Below are 17,406 nucleotides of genomic sequence, written 5' to 3' on the forward strand. Positions count from 1 at the left end.
AAGGATTGTAACCCATGTCAAGCATCTTGCTATTATCTATTCGACCGGAATACGCCAACCAAATATTCGACAGTAATAAAACTGTTGAATTGCGGCGCGTCCGCCCTCGATTATTGAACGAAGGCGATTTGGTATTAATTTACATTTCTTCCCCGACTAAAGCTGTATTCGGTTCATTCAAAGTGGATACTATCATAGAAAAACCAATTGCGGAACTTTGGGAGGAAGTTGAAGACAAAGCGGGCATTTCATCTGAAAAATTTTATGATTATTATCAAGGTACAAAAACAGGTATTGGAATTTTTCTTAAAGATATTCACAGGTTTAGCCAACCAGTAGACTTACACCGTTTAAGAAAAAAGTTGCCTGAGCTTAAACCACCACAAAGTTATCGTTACATCACGGATAAACAGTTGAGAATAGTCTATTCTCTAGGAGAGTGTTCGAGATAAATATTTACCACAATAATTTAGTAATCAATAGTTGGCAAGAGCAGTATGCTAGCGGAAAAAAAAGCTGAGTTCGTCAGGCTATTTCAGGAATTTGTCAGTTCATATCCCTACACTCCAGATGGGTTACGTCATAGGGCGGCTTACGACGAGCAGCGTCAGCAGGGACGTAGAAATTTTGAAGCGATCGCTTCTGCTGCTGAGTCTGGAAAAGATGTGACGGAATCCGTAATCTGGCAACTTCTACCTTACGAAGACTCTCATACTAATAGACAAAAAGGGGCCTGGGTTCATATTAATCCGTGCACAACACAAGGGTTATTATGGACTTCAAAATTGTCTAAAGATTTGTCATTAATAACACCAGTAAGAATTTCCCAATTAATTATCTATTTAGTCTGCTGTTGTAACGACGATCCGAGTCAGCTATCTTCTGCCTGTAGAAACTTTTCCGAAGAAATGCCAGCCTCCTTGTTCGGCGAGATAGGAATCTTAACACCTATCCTGAATGCTCTCCGTCCCGATGACTTTCTTGCGATTAATCACAAGTCAATACAGGTTATTAACTATTTCGCCAATACTTCGTATAGCAAAAAGCTAATAGACTACTCCTCTGCTAACTTCACCGGACACGAGCTGATTGAAGAATTAACCAAAGAAATGCACCAAAATGGCGCTCCATCTATTCGAGATGACGATCTATTTGATATGTTCTGCCACTGGCTTGTCGAAATAAAAAAATATGACTTTCCTTGTAACGAAGTGCCACTCGTAGATGAGGAAATTGTGTTTGAATACGCAGTAGAAGAAGTAAAGTTACAGCCGGAATATTCTTTGAACCAATGTGCCGAAGAAACTGGTTTTCAAACAACCCAACTAGCCCAATGGATACACACCATTAACCGCAAAGGCCAAACCATCATCCAAGGCCCGCCCGGAACCGGAAAAACATTCCTCGCCCAAAAACTTGCCCAACACTTAATCGGCGGCGGTGACGGTTTCTCAGACATTATCCAATTTCATCCAGCTTATACTTACGAAGACTTTATCGAAGGCCTCCGCCCAATAACTCAAAACGGACAATTAACCTACTCCATAGTTCCCGGTAGATTCCTCGAATTTTGCAAAAAAGCCGAAGCCCGTGAAGATACTTGCGTTCTCATTATTGATGAAATTAATCGCGCAAATTTATCTCAAGTCTTTGGCGAGTTAATGTATCTTCTAGATGACCGACAAGATACAAAACGTTTTATTACACTAGCTAGCGGTCAAAAGTTTAGAATCCCTACAAATGTCCGCATCATCGGTACAATGAACACCGCAGACCGTTCTATTGCCCTAGTCGATCAAGCCCTCCGCCGCCGCTTTGCATTCATCTCTCTTTCTCCTAACTATGAACTGCTACAAAACTATCATAGTAGAGAAGAAACAGGTTTTCCAGTTGATAAATTAATTCGTATTCTAGAAAATGTCAATCGGGCCATTAACAACAAACATTATGAACTAGGCATCTCTTTCTTTTTGACAAAAACCTTAGCTGGAGATATCCAAGACATTTGGAAAATGGAAATTGAGCCATACCTTGAAGAATATTTCTTTGATAATCAGGAAAAAATGGATGAGTTTCTCTGGGATAATGTGGCTCTCCTGATTTTGTGGTGATAAGCAAACCGCATATCCTTACTCAGAGCGCATCACAAAATCGCGAACAATTATGCTTTATACCGTATACACCATAAACCCAGGAGAGCCGATAAAGTCAAAGAGAAATTGAGCGATTGAGAATCTAACGCTATTATCAATAATACGGCGTCACAGCATCTATGAAACAATACGGGTAAGTTTAAGACAGTTCTTGAGGGAAAAATGTGTGAAAAATAGATACTGCGATTGCTTCGTTCCTCGCAATGACAACTACTAACTTAATCGTATTCCTATGAAACGAGAATTACCCCTAATTATTGAACTCACAGAATATCAATTAGCAATCTTTGACAGAGAGGCAATCCCGGAATTGGTAGGAGAGAAAATCTACCAGAATTATGCCAAGGAAATAGATATAGAGTTTCCCAACCCTAAAACTAAATATAAATGGCAATTAAAATCTAGAGGCGTTGTTGGCAATATTCCCATCACTCCAGAATTTCACATTGTCATCAAGCCAAAAGTTCCGATCGCAAATTTATTCGGAATGCTTGAGTATGCCTACGAACTTAAGATAAATTTTCCGAAAGGACAGATAGAGTGCGAATCTTTGGAACAAGTATATGAACGATTAGCTAACATCCTTGCTCATAAAATTCTCGAACGCTGTCGCAAAGGATTATATCGCGATTACTTACCCAAAAGAGAAAACCTTTCCTATATTCGCGGTCGGATTGATGTCCGGGAAGCTGTGCAAAAACCTTGGGAAGTTAAACTAAAATGCCACTATAACGAACAAACAGGCGATATCGAAGATAATCAAATTATGGCTTGGACACTTTTCATTATTGGGCGTAGCGGTTTGTGCCGCGAATCTGTCTCATCGACGGTGCGAAAAGCTTTTCATGCACTTCAAGGATTTGTTACTCTAAAATCTTTTAAACCTCAAGCTTGTATCGATAGAAATTATCACCGTTTGAATCAAGATTATCAAATATTACACGCCCTCTGTCGCTTCTTTCTGGAAAATACTGGGCCAAGTCATGAAAAAGGCGATCGCGAAATGCTACCTTTTCTGATAAACATGGCTAGTTTATACGAACAATTTGTCGCTGAATGGCTCAAGGCAAATACACCAAAAGGCTTTTTTGTCCAGCAACAACGGCGAGTCATACATGACGAAAATTATTCCGATCGCATTGACTTACTTCTGTGCGATATTGAAACAGCACAAGTTCAATACGTCCTCGATACCAAATACAAAGCTCCCGATCGAGTAGCCAGTAGTGACCGTCATCAAATAATTGCCTACGCAACAGCAGTAAACTGTAAAAATGCAATTCTCATTTACCCGCAAGACCTCAAACAGCCACTAGACAAGAAATTTGGGGATATCCAAGTTCGCAGTCTAAAATTTTCCCTAGATGACGATCTCAATGAAGCCGGAAAAACATTCTTAACCTTTCTACGTTGAAACATTCTCTCCTAATACCATTTTTATAAAGATGTGCTGATGAAGTCTTAGCCCCCCCAAAGCATCGGGGGGGTTGGGGGGGTAATATCTAGCGCTACTTTATGAAATTGGTATAACTCTTCTCTGCGCCCTCTGCGCCCTCTGCGCCCTCTGCGGTTCATTTTCTCACAAAAAAAGAGGCGCACTGGCGCCTCTCAAATCTTTCATGTCAGAGTTCTAAACACTAACAGCTACTTTTGATTCCTTCGCAGTCAACTTCTCGTAAGTCGCCCGCATCTTCAATCCCACCAATACTTGGAACAAACCAGTTCCATTGTTGGAACCGGGATATTCGCGGTGTTGGAGTAACAGGTGAGTCAACTCGCCTTCGTATTTCGCAGAAGTCTTGCTCAAATGGCTTTCGATGTAAATCACTTCTTCGAGATTCTCGAACTGGCCGTCTACTTCCAAAATCGAGACTTCGTGGCCGTAGAAAGCATCTGGGCCGTAGTACATCTTAATTCCGGGATAGGAACAAGTCAGTTTGCGGCCGCAAGGAACCCAGTTGATTGTGGAACCTTCGTCAAACAAGTACGCAGGTTCAAAGTTGGCGATGCCTTCGCGCTGGATCATTTGGACGCGCAGAACCTTCCGTTCTTTGTCATCTTTGATCAAGTTGGTCGGCAATACTTGAATTACCACGTCAGCATATTGCTTTTGTGGGTCGATGTAAGCCGTGAAATCTGGTTTGCGAGCATTGATCGCAAACAGCACGTCTTCGTAACGGTGGCCCCGTTCCGCCATGTCGCGCTGGATTTTCCAAGCAATTTTTACTTCGTCGCTGATGTCGAGGTAGACGCTGAAGTCGATGAGATTTCTCACTCGTTCATCGTAAAGGGGGTGCAACCCCTCAATCACAATCACGTGATTCGGCTCTACCCGCTCAGGAGGATCGAGCAGACCGGTTTCGTGGTTGTAAATCGGCTTGTCTATTCCCCGACCTTCTTTGAGCGCCTTCATTTGCTCGGCCATCAGGTCAAAATTGTTCGCTCTGGGGTCAAGGGCGGTAATCCCTGTTTCCTTGCGTTGCTTGCGATCGAGACAATGATAGTCATCGAGGCAGATTACAGTCACGAAATCTTCCCCGAACAAATCTGTCAATCGGCGCAAAAAAGTAGATTTTCCGCAACCGGAGTCTCCGGCTACGCCAATTAAAACCACGCGATCCGGCTTACTGGTCATAGTTTCCCTCTAACAAAATCACTGTTTACTAAGTATCTGAAGTCTAGATTCCACAAAATTTCAGCCCGCAGGTAGCGCGCTGGCTTTGTGCGGCTTTGCTACCCCGAGAGGATCGAGCACTCACCAGCATACAGCAGTCAGTTGACTGCCTGCCAGGGAAGACCGAAGCAATCTTCAAGGCCATTGACATACTCCCCACCCTCAAGGCATGGGGATTGTGGATTCAAACAGCAAACGCAAGCACAGCTTGTCTGATATTGCCTAGCCCGGAGGTTGATGTCCCAACCTCTTTGAGATTTTTTGGACTATGCAGTTGAGACCGGATTTTTACATCTCGCGCATCAACAATATATAGTTCAATCATCCAAGCCGTCCTGTAAGGACAGGGCTTTAGACCCAATTTTTTGGTAATTAATGCTAACTTTAGTGATTAATCTTACCAGAATGCGTCCGCCCCCTACAAGCTCAAGGTCATTTGGTCAAATCCTGCTTGAAGCTGTACTTCATTTAAATTGTATATTTCTTCAGACCCATTCCCCTCTTCGTTTTCCCAGTCTCCCCTTAAACGGCTCTCCCCGAATCCCATCTCCGGCTCTCCCCGAATCCCATCTCCCGAAATCAGAATGAGTTATCGGGGCCGATCCCCCGATCGGGTAAAATATTGCCAGTACGCAGACAACAATAGCTATAGGTCAACACCTGAACGCAGCCACGCTTGGGCCAAGCGGGGCGATCGGCTAATCGGGAATTAGAGGCGAAGCGATCTCAACTTGAAACTCCCGCTTGCGCGACGATGCCCAAAGATGCGCGCGGGCAATTAGTCCAGGTGACCTTAAGAAAAAAGTAAATTGAGTCTAACGTCACATTCTCTTTCTTTATAACTCTGTATCGTGAAGGACAAGCAACAAATGTACAGCCCAAGCATATCTGGTGTAGCGGCCAACTCAGAATCAGGCAGCCGCATCTTTGTTTACGAAGTCGAGGGTATGCGTCAGAGCAAAGCAACTGACGAAATAACTCACCCGATTCGCCGTAGCGGTAGCGTGTTTATCTCCGTACCCTACGATCGCATGAATCAGGAAATGCGGAGAATTGCTCGCATGGGTGGAAAAATCGTCAGCATCCGCCCCTTAAACGGCGCTCCCGAAACTACTAATGGCAAAGTCGCACCAGAAGCAGGGCTACAGAGTCAGAAATCTGGAGAAAAAACTAAGCCCATGACTCAAGCCAAAGAAAAAGTTCAGGTTCCTGTTAACCTCTACAAGCCAGCCAATCCCTATATTGGTAAGTGCATTTCTACAGAAGAAATGGTCAGAGAAGGCGGCGATGGCACAGTCCGTCACGTTAAATTTGACATTTCAGGAGGCAATTTACACTATCTCGAAGGTCAAAGTATCGGGATTATTCCTGATGGGACTGATAAAAACGGTAAACCTCACAAAATTCGGCTTTACTCGATCGCCTCCACCCGTCACGGAGACGATGTAGATGACAAAACAGTGTCCCTGTGCGTCCGCCGGCTCGAGTACAATGACCCAAAAAGTGGCGAAAGAGTATTCGGCGTTTGTTCGACTTTTCTGACAGGTTTGCAACCCGGGGCTGATGTTAAAATCACCGGCCCAGTAGGCAAGGAAATGCTATTGCCCGACGACGAAGATGCCACAGTAATTATGATGGCTACCGGCACGGGTATTGCTCCTTTCCGCGCTTATTTGTGGCGGATGTTCAAGGAAAATAATCCTGGTTACAAGTTCAAAGGTTTAGCTTGGCTGTTCTTTGGAGTTGCTTACACTCCTAACATTCTCTATAAAGAAGAATTGGAGCAATTGCAACGCGAGTTCCCCGATAATTTCCGATTGACTTATGCAATCAGCCGCGAGCAAAAAACTGAAGCCGGCGGTAAGATGTACATTCAAAACCGGATTCAAGAGAACGCAGACCAACTGTGGGAATTGGTTCAAAAGCCAAAAACTCACACTTACATCTGCGGTTTGAAGGGCATGGAAGGCGGCATTGATGAGGGAATGTCTGCGGCATCTAGCAAGCACGGCATTGACTGGGCTGGCTATCAGAAACAGTTGAAGAAAGAGCATCGCTGGCACGTTGAAACTTATTAATGTTTCAGTCAGTTGACTGTTGACTGTTGACTGTTGACTGTTGAGGGTGATCTCTCCCGGTCAGGAAGACGATTAGACTAATGAATAGTCTGATTTTAATTTCTCCTTACAAGGGAGAGGCTTTAAACCAATTCTTTCTGGTAAGGTGATTTAATCTGATTTGTAGGGCGGGCTTTGGCTCGCCCTATAATTTTTGCAATTGTTTTGAATTTCGATGCTAACTTCAGGTTGGCTGCGCCCTGAAAGTCGATCGATCTTTAATTTCTCCCTCTCTTCCCTTTTTGACTCATAGAGTGTTTTTTTAACCCGGATTTAGGATCGCGGGCTGATTCACCCAATACAAGTGTAAAATATACAGTAAGCTCACCGAAACAGGGAGATAACTGAAATGGTTCTAATTTCTACTCAAAAACTCACTTTTGAAGAATATCTGAACTATCAAGGAGAGTCAGGTGTTTGTTATGAATTATATCGGGGAAATTTGATTGAAATTCCAACACCTACAGGAATCCACATTAAAACTTGTCAATTTTTGGTTTACCAATTCCGGCGCTTCTTTGCGACACATAACCTACCGCTAGTGGCAATTGTGACTACCGCAGTCCGAACTGAGGAAAACTCTTCCCGCATTCCTGATGTGGTGATTTGCACTCACAGTCTGTGGGAACAAGTCTGCGCGCAACCCGGTTCTGCCGTGCTGGACTTTGAAGAAAAACCGCTATTAGTCATCGAAGTTACCAGTCAAAATTGGCGGGATGACTACATCCGCAAACGGGCAGAATATGACTTAATTGATATCCCTGAATATTGGATTGTAGACCCCACTAGACCGAAAATACGAGTATGCAGCCGTCCCGACAATGAAAGCAGTTATTCTCATCAGGAATTTTTGCCGGGAGATCAAGTCCAGTCTGTACAGTTCGCTGAATTTATTTTATCGGTGAATCAAGTGCTATATCCGCCCTTAGTAGAAGATTTAATTAGAGAAGAACAAGCACAGCTACAGCAACTAGAACAGCAAAATGAACAATTAGAACAGCAAAATGAACAACTAGAACAGCAAGTTAATTCAGAAAGGCAGCGTGCCGAAAGATTGGCGCAAAAGCTCCGAGATTTGGGGGAAGAGATCGATACAGAACTTTAAATTGCCATGCAAAGTCTGGATGAATTAGTGATATAGTATCCAAAGAATAAAACAGGTTTGTAGTGAGGACTTTAGTCCGCATTTAGCAAAAACTCGCATTCCGAACGATGGAACGGTTTATATTAGGAGTGATTGACCTGACATGATATGAGATAGAGTCAGATTTTTTAAAGAAGTCGAGCCTGTGGATATTCGGTGAATGCGCGCTTGTCATACAATGATGGTAGATTAAGTGATTTTCTACGGGTCAAAGTCGTGGTTTTCAAAATTGGTTTGCTAGGTTTAGGTACAGTTGGCGCGGGAACAGCAGAGATTTTGCTCTCTCCAGACGGCCGCCATCCGCTGTTGCAGGAATTGGAAATCTATCGGGTGGGAGTGCGCGATATTTCTCGAACTCGGTCTTTACAATTGCCAGAAAATGTGCTGACAACTGACCTAGAGGCGATCGCCACTGACCCGGAAATTGATATTGTAGTAGAACTGATTGGCGGATTGGAACCGGCGCGATCGCTCATTTTGCAAGCGATCGCCAACGGGAAGCACGTAGTCACCGCCAACAAAGCAGTTATCGCCCGCTACGGTAATGAAATCTTCGACGCTGCTAACGCCAAAGGCGTTTATGTAATGCTAGAAGCTGCTGTCGGCGGCGGCATTCCAGTGATTCAAACCCTCAAACAATCTTTAGGTGCAAACCGGATCAAAAGTGTCACCGGCATCGTTAACGGGACAACTAATTACATCCTGACGCGGATGCAGACAGAAGGTGCAGACTTTGCCGAAGTCCTGGCGGACGCTCAGCAATTAGGTTATGCTGAAGCTGACCCTACAGCAGATGTCGGTGGATTGGATGCGGCTGATAAAATTGCTATTTTAGCCTCGCTGGCTTTTGGGGGACGCATCAAATTAGCAGATATTCATTGCGAAGGTATTACACAAGTTAGCGCGGCTGATATTGACTACGCCGATAAGCTGGGATTTGTAATTAAGTTGTTGGCTATTGCTACAGAAACTAGCAAGATTTCCGAGCAAAATGGAAATGCAGAAGGGGAACTTCTCTCGATTCGCGTGCATCCTAGTTTTGTGCCGAAAGCTCATCCGCTGGCGAGTGTTAATGGGGTTTATAATGCCATTTTAGTTGAAGGAGATGCGATCGGGCAATTGATGCTGTACGGACGCGGTGCGGGGGCTGGGCCGACTGCGAGTGCGGTGGTATCGGACATTTTGAATGTGGCTGCTATCCTGAAAACTGAAACTGTGCCGATTCCCCATCCTTTGCTGAGTTGCTCTCACCAACATTACTGCAAAATTGCCGAAATGCAGGAACTTGTGACTCGCTTTTATGCGCGTTTCCTGACGCGGGATACTCCGGGGGTAATTGGTAAACTCGGTACTTGTTTCGGGAACCACAAAGTGAGTTTGGAGTCAATTGTGCAAACGGGAATTCACGGCAATTTAGCAGAAATTGTCGTTGTGACTCACGATGTTAGGGAAGGGAATTTTCAACAAGCACTTGATGAAATTCGGGCGATGGAAGCAGTGGATAGTATTGCTAGTACGTTGCGAGTTTTGTAAGGATTGCGCGAGGTTCGTAGTGAGGACTTTAGTCCTTCTTCATACGGACTAAAGTCCTCACTACAAACCTTTTTTAGTTTGTAAGAATTCCGTGAGGTTCGTAGTGAGGACTTTAGTCCTTCTTGATGCGGACTAAAGTCCTCACTACAAACCTTTTTTAGTTTGTAAGAATTCCGTGAGGTTCGTAGTGAGGACTTTAGTCCTTCTTGATGCGGACTAAAGTCCTCACTACGAACCTTTTTTAGATTGTTTTTAGTTGAGTATGAGATCAATAAAATTGGATGAGGTTCGTAGTGAGGACTTTAGTCCTTCTTGATGCGGACTAAAGTCCTCACTACGAACCTTTTTTAGATTTTTTTAGTTTATTATGGATCAATACAATTGGATTTTGTCGATCGCCCTACGGGAAGGCACTTGCTAGATTCTCTCTACGAAAAGTTTGCTAAACCCCAACTCCACGATACTCAGCAGCCCAGCAATCCGTCAATTTATGTTCGGCACGAACCGGGGCAAGTTGTTGATGGAAATTATACCATAGAAAAAGTCTTTGAAGATACTCGCAGTGGTTTTTATGCTGAAAGTCGCTTTCCTATTTCTGGGAATAATCCGCCCGTGCTGGTGATTCGCGGTTACGGTTCGTGGTATCCTTTCGATCGCGTTTTGGAAGATACGCCAGATGTATTTATCGCCAAAGTACAACGCCAGTTAACATCGGCGGAGACTAGCGGCGCTATTGATTGGCTGAAACAGCAATTTGACAGCGGAAATCCGGCTGATGTCATCGGAGAAAGTTTGGGCGGCAAGGTTGCTCAACAGATTGTAGCAAAATACCCGGATTATTTGCGATCGACTGTAACGTTTAATTCTTTGGGCGTTTCCCAAAAGTTAGCTGCAACTTCCACGGCTACCAATGTTTTTCACTACTTTACTTTAGGCGAAAGGTATGCTTTCTGGGCAAATGGAGGCGATTACATACCGGGAACGATTTTTGTGATTTCTCAGAAAGGGAACAACTGGTGGTATAAAATCGAAGAGGCGATCGTCCGCATGGCTCATTTTGAACGCAAGTTTCGCAAAAGGCGAGTCCTGGTGGTAATATTGGCTCAGTGGCTGTTGTTGAATCGGCATAATGCGATCGTCCTCAACCAGAAAAAGCCGGTAGTCGTTGAGATCGATCGCGCGCAACTGCAAATTTTCCGAAAAAACCGCTTTACCTAAACGCCTACCAAAGCCTTTGATACTGCCGGCGACTGATTTTCCCGCGCTGCGGCGGCGAGTACCAGACAAAGGGCTGCGATCGCTTTTTCCCACTCTTGCTTGACGGCGGTGGGTTGAACTTCATTAAAAGCACCAACCAAGGGAGGAATCGCTTTTTCTAATGCTTTGCTGGGAATCGATTTGTGCATTTCAACCAAACGAGTTAAACTTTCTTGATTCTTCAGAAAGCCGACTACCCATTTGGTAGCATGATCGGGACTGTCGGGGACGTTTTTAATTCCTAATTCAGTTTGCAACCAGTCATAAAAAGCTGGGAGTTTTTGGGATAAGACAGCGCCAGCAGTTGGCAAAGTTTCTTTTAGCAAACCAGTATCCAGACTTCCCAAGAGTTGATTTAATTCCGGTGAATGGATCAAGCTGGTTAATGAAAGTGAAAGCAGGGCTTCGGAAGCGTCAGGGGATAAGTTTAAAGTCCGTGCAAATGTTGGTATCATGATAAAGTATCTGGTAGAGATGACCTTTTTACTATGCCAGTGACACACAGGAATGAATATGAGCTAGCTCATATTAAGCTCAATAGGTTCGTAGTGAGGACTTTAGTCCGCAACGAAGAAGGACTAAAGTCCTCACTACGAACCTATATATGAACCTGTATTTGATGATTTTAAATAAATTTTCCTTAAAAAGAAGGACTGAAGTCCTCACTACGAACCTATATATGAACCTGTATTTGACGATTTTAAATAAATTCTCCTTAAAAAGAAGGACTGAAGTCCTCACTACGAACCTGTATTTGACGATTTTAAATAAATTCTCCTTAAAAAGAAGGACTAAAGTCCTCACTACGAACCTGTATTTGACGATTTTAAATAAATTCTCCTTAAAAAGAAGGACTAAAGTCCTCACTACGAACCTGTATTTGACGATTTTAAATAAATTCTCCTTAAAAAGAAGGACTAAAGTCCTCACTACGAACCTGTATTTGACGATTTTAAATAAATTCTCCTTAAAAAGAAGGACTAAAGTCCTCACTACGAACCTGTATTTGACGATTTTAAATAAATTCTCCTTAAAAAGAAGGACTAAAGTCCTCATTACGAACCTATATATGAACCTATATTTGAATATTTTAAATAAATTCTCCTTTCGCTACCATTAACACTTTACCTCCGACCAAAATTTCTATTTCTTCCTGATTTCTTTCTGCTTTCAACAACAGCAACGAAGGTCTACCAATTTCATAACCTTGTTCGACTCTCACATCAATCTCTGATTCCCCGCAATAAGTATATTCTACCAAATATCCAGCTAAACAGCCATTGGCACTCCCCGTTGCTGGATCTTCGGGAATTCCTAAGGAATGGGCGAAAACTCGGACGTTTAAATCGTTAATGTCGCTGTAAGTTTCTGGACAAAATATTAAGATTTCTTTCGCTTCTGTGGTTTTAATTAGTTCAAAGTATTTGTCTAGGTTGACTTTGGCTTTTTTGAGCGATGCCAGGGTTTTCAGCGGTACAATTATAAACGGTACTCCGGTAGAAACTTCTTGGCTTGGAAATCTAGAATCAATTTCATCGAGTTCTAAATTTAGGACGGTTGCGAGGCTTTCGGCTGATAAAACTTGACCGAATGTTGGTGGGTTTTGTCGCATCCACAAGATATCTGCGGATTCGTTGCGATAGTTAAAGGTGACTGGAATTTGACCAACTGCTAAATTGAGAATTACCCGATCGACCTTTTGGCCAATTATCTCTTGTTGTAACACAAACGCCGTCCCCAGCGTCGGATGACCGGCAAACGGCAATTCCTTCTTGGGCGTGAAGATTCGCACGTCGTAGCCGTTATTTTGGAGGAAGGGCGATCGAATAAACGTGGTTTCCGAATAATTGATTTCCTTTGCTATCAGCAGCATTTCGGCCTCGGAGAGCTCCGCAACTCCCGCACCGCAAAACACAGCTAGCTGATTGCCAGCATACTTTGACTCGGCAAACACATCAACTATATAAAAATTCATATTTCCCTCTTTTAAGATTAGAATACCGGGCGATTGAAATCGCGTCTACAAAAGCAAAACCCGGATGGTGCGCGGGTTGAATACCAGGCGGTTAAAATTACGTTATCTTCTTCAGTCCGCGGAGGCGGACATCGTTTGTGTAGGGGCGATTTCAATCGCCGACTCTTATCGACATCGACTCTTATTTTAAACCCAGACTTGCTACTTCAAACAGCGAATAGCCTGCAACATACCCCTGGCTTTATTGAGAGTTTCTTCATACTCCATATCTGGGTTAGAATCAGCCACCAAACCAGCACCAGCTTGCACGGAAACCGAATGTTTGTCACCTCCCTGCGATTGAACAACCATAGTCCGAATTGCGATCGCACTATTCAACTGTCCCTCAAAATCATAAAATCCGTAAACCCCAGAATATGGGCCGCGGCGACAACCTTCCAACTCGTGCACGATTTCCATCGCCCGAATCTTCGGAGCACCGCTAACAGTACCAGCGGGAAAACCAGCCTTCAACAAATCCCAAGCAGTCTTATCCTCTGCCAATTCTCCGATTACATTGCTCACAATGTGCATCACATGAGAATAACGCTCAATCCCCATTAATTCATCAACTTTTACAGTCCCGCTGCGGCAGACTCTACCTAAATCATTTCTGCCCAAATCAACTAACATCACGTGTTCCGCAATTTCCTTAGGATCTTGCAGCAATTCCGCAGCCAAAGCATCATCTTGTTGAGGAGTTTTGCCCCGGCGGCGCGTACCAGCAATCGGCCGCAAAGTTGCAATTCTTTTGCCGTCAGCAGTGTTTTCTGCTTTCACCATAATCTCGGGACTGGAACCGATAATCTGCCAATCTCCGAAATTGAAATAAGCCATATACGGAGAAGGATTGATCAGGCGCAAAGAGCGGTAAAGTGCGAAAGGATCGCCGCTGTATTCAGCTTGCAGCCGTTGCGAAATTACTACCTGAAAAATATCTCCGGCTTTGATATAATCTTTCGCCTTCAAGACATTGGCACAATACTGTTCGCGAGTGGTATTGCTGCTGTAAGCTGATTCTGTATTCTCACTTGTGGAACGGGCATCTTGCCCGTCGTAACTCGGCGGAGTCCATTCTAGGAGAGTAGATTGCTGTGAAAGTGGCGATTTTAGCTTATTTACTAACTGAGAAACCCGATCGCACGCCGCCCCATAAGCCTCTGCCAAATCCACACCAGTCTCGCGCAAATCCGCATAGCCTACAGCCCAGATTTTCCGCTTTACCTGGTCAAAAATCAGCAAATTATCAACCTGCATCCACAATCCATCCGGCAAATCATCCTCGCTCGCTGGATGCACCGGCACTCGCGATTCTATCCACTTAATTAACTCATAACCCCAAAAACCGAATAACCCGCCAATTCCCGGCGGTAACTGCGGCAATTTCACCGGTTTGTAAGGCTGCAAACACTCGGTTAAAGCCGCAAACGGATCGCCCGTAAATACTTTTTGGGAACCATCGCGGTAAACTTGAGTTGTACGATCGCCCCTAGCCTCCAAAATCCACAACGGATCGCAGCCTAAGAAACTATAACGCCCAACCTTCTCCCCGCCTTCCACCGACTCCAGCAGAAAACTGTAGGGTTGACCCGCGCACACCCGATACCACGCAGATACAGGCGTATCCAAATCAGCCACCCATTCTTGATACACGGGTACAAAATTGCCTTGTTTCGCCAGTTCCGAAAATTGTGAGAAATCGGGAAATATCATAAAGTAGAAGGAAGAAGGAAGAAGGAAGAAGGAAGAAGGAAGAAGGAAGAAGGAAGAAGAAAGAAGGAAGAAGGAAGAAGGAAATAGAGAAAGAAGAAGAAGAAAGAACAAATAAGAAGAAGAAAGAACAAAGAAGAAATACACACCAACCTTTTTATCCATACATATTGTATGTTTAATTAAGTTGATTTACTTACAATCAATAAACAAAAGACGGAAACCAACAGCCCTCGGGTGGCCGGTACTCGCCAACTGCCATCACCGCCATCGGCTTGACGGCCCGCAGCCCGGATTGCAAGCACCAGCGAAACAAACTTGCGTACCTCAGCGGCAAGTGAAAAGCTAGCACATCTTCGGAACTGTACGCAGCAGCCCCCAAGAGCAAAACCTGCATATCTGTCTCGGTTTCGGCGACGCTGTGACCCAAAGTGGACACCGCACAAGTATAAGCCACAATCCGACCTTGCTGGCAAGCAACCAAGGGAGAATAGTTATTCAGGGCGTATTCAATCTCGGAAGTTCGATCGCACCCACAGACTTTTTCGCACAAAGCCACGCATTCGCCAACATCCTCACTAGCCATCGGCCGTACCTCAAACCCATACTGTGGCGGGCTGTGAAACTTCCCCTCCATTAACACGAAAGGTTCCTTCACCTCAAAACCCAGAGAAGCGTACAGCGACAGCGAAGCCATGTTGAAAGATTCTTGCACCAAACGGATGCCCAGAGCGTCTTTTCCCTGTTCCAGTAAGGCTTTCATGATTTCGCGCCCTGCGCCGCGGCCTTGAAAAGTGCGATCGACACTCACAGGCCCAATACCGCGAATCGGGTTGCGTTCGTCCATAAACCCGCAGCCGACAACCGCACCCTCACTCTCGGCTACAACGCCGAAATACGAAGGACTTTCGATCCAAAACCGAGTGATTTCGGCAGCCAGCTCTACTGTCAGAAAATCTGTATGAGGGAAGCAGTGGCGATCGGAAATATCTTTAAAAGCTTCATAATTAATGCGAGCGCAAACATCGATATCAGAAATCTGCGATCGCCTGATTGCGACATTCATTTTTAATTTAACGATTAACTTTTTAATTAAATTCGATGTTTGCAGTAGCAGTCGGGCGCGGCCCATTCCTTTCAACTTAACCCTAAAACCATTGATAAATCTCGCTTTTCTCCGAGTCCAGATCCCCCTCAATCCCCCTTAAGAAGGGGGAGGAAAGAGAATACTCTTGTCCCCCCCTTCCTAAGGGGGGCTAGGGGGGATCTGTCTTAACTAAGCAGTTCGAGGCAATATTACCTATGTCTTGCTCAGCAATGCAGCGATCGCTTAAGGATCGTAAGTCTTCTTACCAGTAAACTTCACCTTAATCGGATTTGGATTGCTGCCAATATTGCGAGGGACACTACCGTTGGCAACACGACCTTCGTTCACCTTCTCAGGGAACACGCCATCCTTGGGATGCAGGTACTCATTAGAACCGTCGGGAAATACGCGGTAGATTTTGTAGTTCGAGATTTTGAATTTCGCCCGCAGTTGCTGGCCGCCCAAAGCGATGCACTGCTCCTTCCGGGGCAGATACAGCAAATTGTCGCCTTGACGCATAATCGCAGCGCCACCCGAAGGCATTTCAAACACTTGTTCCTTGGGGCTAGTCCAAGTGATAGCATACTTCTCTTCAACTAGCGCCTTGGTCAGCAAGCCGCCGGTGCTGCCGCCGAAGATGGGGGGTTGTCCAGTCAGTTCTTCTGCCATAGATATATCCAAAGGATTTTCCAGGCATCGTATCATCGAGACTGTACCCTGTTCTCGAAATTGTAAGGAAAATTAACAGTTTTTTGGCGATCGATCTTTTTTGATAATTGGTAATTAGTAATTAATAATTGATACTTGGTAATTTATAGCAACCTTATAAAATAAAATTCTCGCGTTGCGAATCAGCCCAAAATATCGCCAAAAACATGAATGCTTCGGATGCGCTACCAGCACCCGAAGCATCCCACATTCCCGCAACTCCCCCCACACACGCGATCGCACAAATATCGCCCCATCTTCAATGCAAAAATCGAAAATCCTATCAACCCTAAGGAATGAAAATTTAATAACTTGCACAAGTTTGTGGGGTGGGCGGGAGAGCCCGCCCCTCTTACAAGGGCGGGCGGGACACCCCACAATAACAATTAAAATTGTAAGTTATTTAATTTGCGATCCTCAGTCAAGAACCAATTCGGGTCATAGCCGCGCGGAATTTGACTCAAAGCAGCCCAAGTTTGCCGATCGACAATCCCGTCGGCCTTGAGCCCAAAGCTTTTTTGAAATGCGCGAACAGCCCCATCAGTCAAATTAGAAAACACGCCGTCAATCGAGCCGCCGTAGTGCTTGGAAACCTTCAGCACTTCCTGAACAGTAGCGACTGCTTCCCCAGAACAGCCCAATTTTACTACCGGCATATTAACAGGACTTTCAGTATAAAGCGCCTCCCAAGTCAGCGGCCCGACAATCCCGTCCGGCGACAAGAAAACCCGAAACTGAAATAATTTCACAGCAAAATCAACTGATGAGTTAAAAATTCCTTTCGCAGGTTGGCGGTAAACGCGCAACTTGGTTAGCATTTGTTCGAGTTCCAATACTGCTTGACCTTGAGAACCTAATTGCAGTTGCGGTTTGTTGGCGATTGCTCGGGTAGATTTCATCTTGGTTATCAATGACATAATAAATTTTGCTCACCTCTAGGTTTGAGTATTCCGATCGCAAAAAACTCTTTCCGGGCCAAATATTGGCATTCTCAACTTTTCACGAATCC

Annotated in this window: 15 protein-coding genes; 8 read left to right on the plus strand and 7 right to left on the minus strand. The window is 44.5% G+C overall.

What is annotated here, in order from left to right:
- Positions 1 to 14: 14 nt before the first annotated feature.
- The 3 genes from QZW47_RS05480 to QZW47_RS05490 all read left to right on the plus strand — a co-directional run bounded on the left by QZW47_RS05480 (position 15) and on the right by QZW47_RS05490 (position 3,567).
- Positions 15 to 452: an ASCH domain-containing protein gene (locus tag QZW47_RS05480; protein ID WP_293124821.1), complete on the plus strand. Its 438-nt coding sequence runs from the start codon at positions 15 to 17 to the stop codon at positions 450 to 452.
- Between the two features lie 45 nt (positions 453 to 497).
- Positions 498 to 2,111, plus strand: coding sequence for an AAA family ATPase (locus QZW47_RS05485; RefSeq protein WP_293124823.1), 1,614 nt, complete (start codon positions 498 to 500; stop codon positions 2,109 to 2,111).
- A gap of 274 nt (positions 2,112 to 2,385) precedes the next feature.
- A complete protein-coding gene (locus QZW47_RS05490; RefSeq protein WP_293124825.1) occupies positions 2,386 to 3,567 on the plus strand; it encodes a restriction endonuclease in 1,182 nt (393 codons plus the stop codon).
- A 216-nt stretch (positions 3,568 to 3,783) separates the two neighbouring features.
- On the opposite strand, the gene QZW47_RS05495 is transcribed toward QZW47_RS05490, so the two are convergent.
- Positions 3,784 to 4,788, minus strand: coding sequence for a phosphoribulokinase (locus QZW47_RS05495; protein WP_293124827.1), 1,005 nt, complete (start codon positions 4,786 to 4,788; stop codon positions 3,784 to 3,786).
- A gap of 908 nt (positions 4,789 to 5,696) precedes the next feature.
- Between QZW47_RS05495 and petH the strand changes: the two genes are divergently transcribed.
- From petH to QZW47_RS05515, 4 genes are all read left to right on the plus strand, one after another.
- Positions 5,697 to 6,905 (plus strand): ferredoxin--NADP reductase, encoded by a 1,209-nt coding sequence (gene petH / locus QZW47_RS05500; protein ID WP_293124829.1) that lies wholly within the window; start codon positions 5,697 to 5,699, stop codon positions 6,903 to 6,905.
- A 388-nt stretch (positions 6,906 to 7,293) separates the two neighbouring features.
- Complete coding sequence (locus QZW47_RS05505) at positions 7,294 to 8,049, plus strand: Uma2 family endonuclease (protein WP_293124831.1); 756 nt, start codon at positions 7,294 to 7,296, stop codon at positions 8,047 to 8,049.
- A gap of 255 nt (positions 8,050 to 8,304) precedes the next feature.
- The gene (locus tag QZW47_RS05510) at positions 8,305 to 9,621 is read left to right on the plus strand and encodes a homoserine dehydrogenase (RefSeq protein ID WP_293124833.1); all 1,317 of its coding nucleotides are present in this window, start codon (positions 8,305 to 8,307) and stop codon (positions 9,619 to 9,621) included.
- A gap of 381 nt (positions 9,622 to 10,002) precedes the next feature.
- Positions 10,003 to 10,839 carry a hypothetical protein gene (locus QZW47_RS05515; protein ID WP_293124835.1) on the plus strand — a complete coding sequence of 279 codons (837 nt, stop codon included), beginning with the start codon at positions 10,003 to 10,005 and terminating at the stop codon, positions 10,837 to 10,839.
- Here QZW47_RS05515 and QZW47_RS05520 read toward each other — a convergent pair.
- The 5 genes from QZW47_RS05520 to QZW47_RS05540 form a co-directional block, all read right to left on the minus strand.
- Positions 10,836 to 11,333 (minus strand): hypothetical protein, encoded by a 498-nt coding sequence (locus QZW47_RS05520; protein ID WP_293124837.1) that lies wholly within the window; start codon positions 11,331 to 11,333, stop codon positions 10,836 to 10,838. The genes QZW47_RS05515 and QZW47_RS05520 overlap by 4 nt on opposite strands.
- 635 nt (positions 11,334 to 11,968) lie before the next feature.
- Positions 11,969 to 12,853 carry a PhzF family phenazine biosynthesis protein gene (locus tag QZW47_RS05525; protein WP_293124839.1) on the minus strand — a complete coding sequence of 295 codons (885 nt, stop codon included), beginning with the start codon at positions 12,851 to 12,853 and terminating at the stop codon, positions 11,969 to 11,971.
- 201 nt (positions 12,854 to 13,054) lie between these two features.
- Positions 13,055 to 14,605, minus strand: a complete 1,551-nt coding sequence (gene trpE, locus QZW47_RS05530; protein WP_293124841.1) for an anthranilate synthase component I — start codon at positions 14,603 to 14,605, stop codon at positions 13,055 to 13,057.
- Between the two features lie 199 nt (positions 14,606 to 14,804).
- Positions 14,805 to 15,668, minus strand: coding sequence for a GNAT family N-acetyltransferase (locus tag QZW47_RS05535; RefSeq protein WP_293124843.1), 864 nt, complete (start codon positions 15,666 to 15,668; stop codon positions 14,805 to 14,807).
- A 264-nt stretch (positions 15,669 to 15,932) separates the two neighbouring features.
- Positions 15,933 to 16,358, minus strand: a complete 426-nt coding sequence (locus QZW47_RS05540; RefSeq protein ID WP_293124845.1) for a photosystem I reaction center subunit II PsaD — start codon at positions 16,356 to 16,358, stop codon at positions 15,933 to 15,935.
- Between the two features lie 206 nt (positions 16,359 to 16,564).
- On the opposite strand from QZW47_RS05540, the gene QZW47_RS05545 reads away from it, so the two are divergent.
- Positions 16,565 to 16,690 (plus strand): hypothetical protein, encoded by a 126-nt coding sequence (locus QZW47_RS05545; protein WP_293124847.1) that lies wholly within the window; start codon positions 16,565 to 16,567, stop codon positions 16,688 to 16,690.
- Positions 16,691 to 16,783: 93 nt separating this feature from the next.
- Here QZW47_RS05545 and QZW47_RS05550 read toward each other — a convergent pair whose 3' ends face one another.
- On the minus strand, positions 16,784 to 17,314 hold the full coding sequence (locus QZW47_RS05550; RefSeq protein ID WP_293124849.1) for a peptidoglycan-binding protein: 531 nt from the start codon (positions 17,312 to 17,314) through the stop codon (positions 16,784 to 16,786).
- Positions 17,315 to 17,406 lie beyond the last annotated feature (92 nt).

Source organism: Microcoleus sp. bin38.metabat.b11b12b14.051 (genome assembly GCF_013299165.1).
Classification (GTDB): Bacteria; Cyanobacteriota; Cyanobacteriia; order Cyanobacteriales; family Microcoleaceae; genus Microcoleus.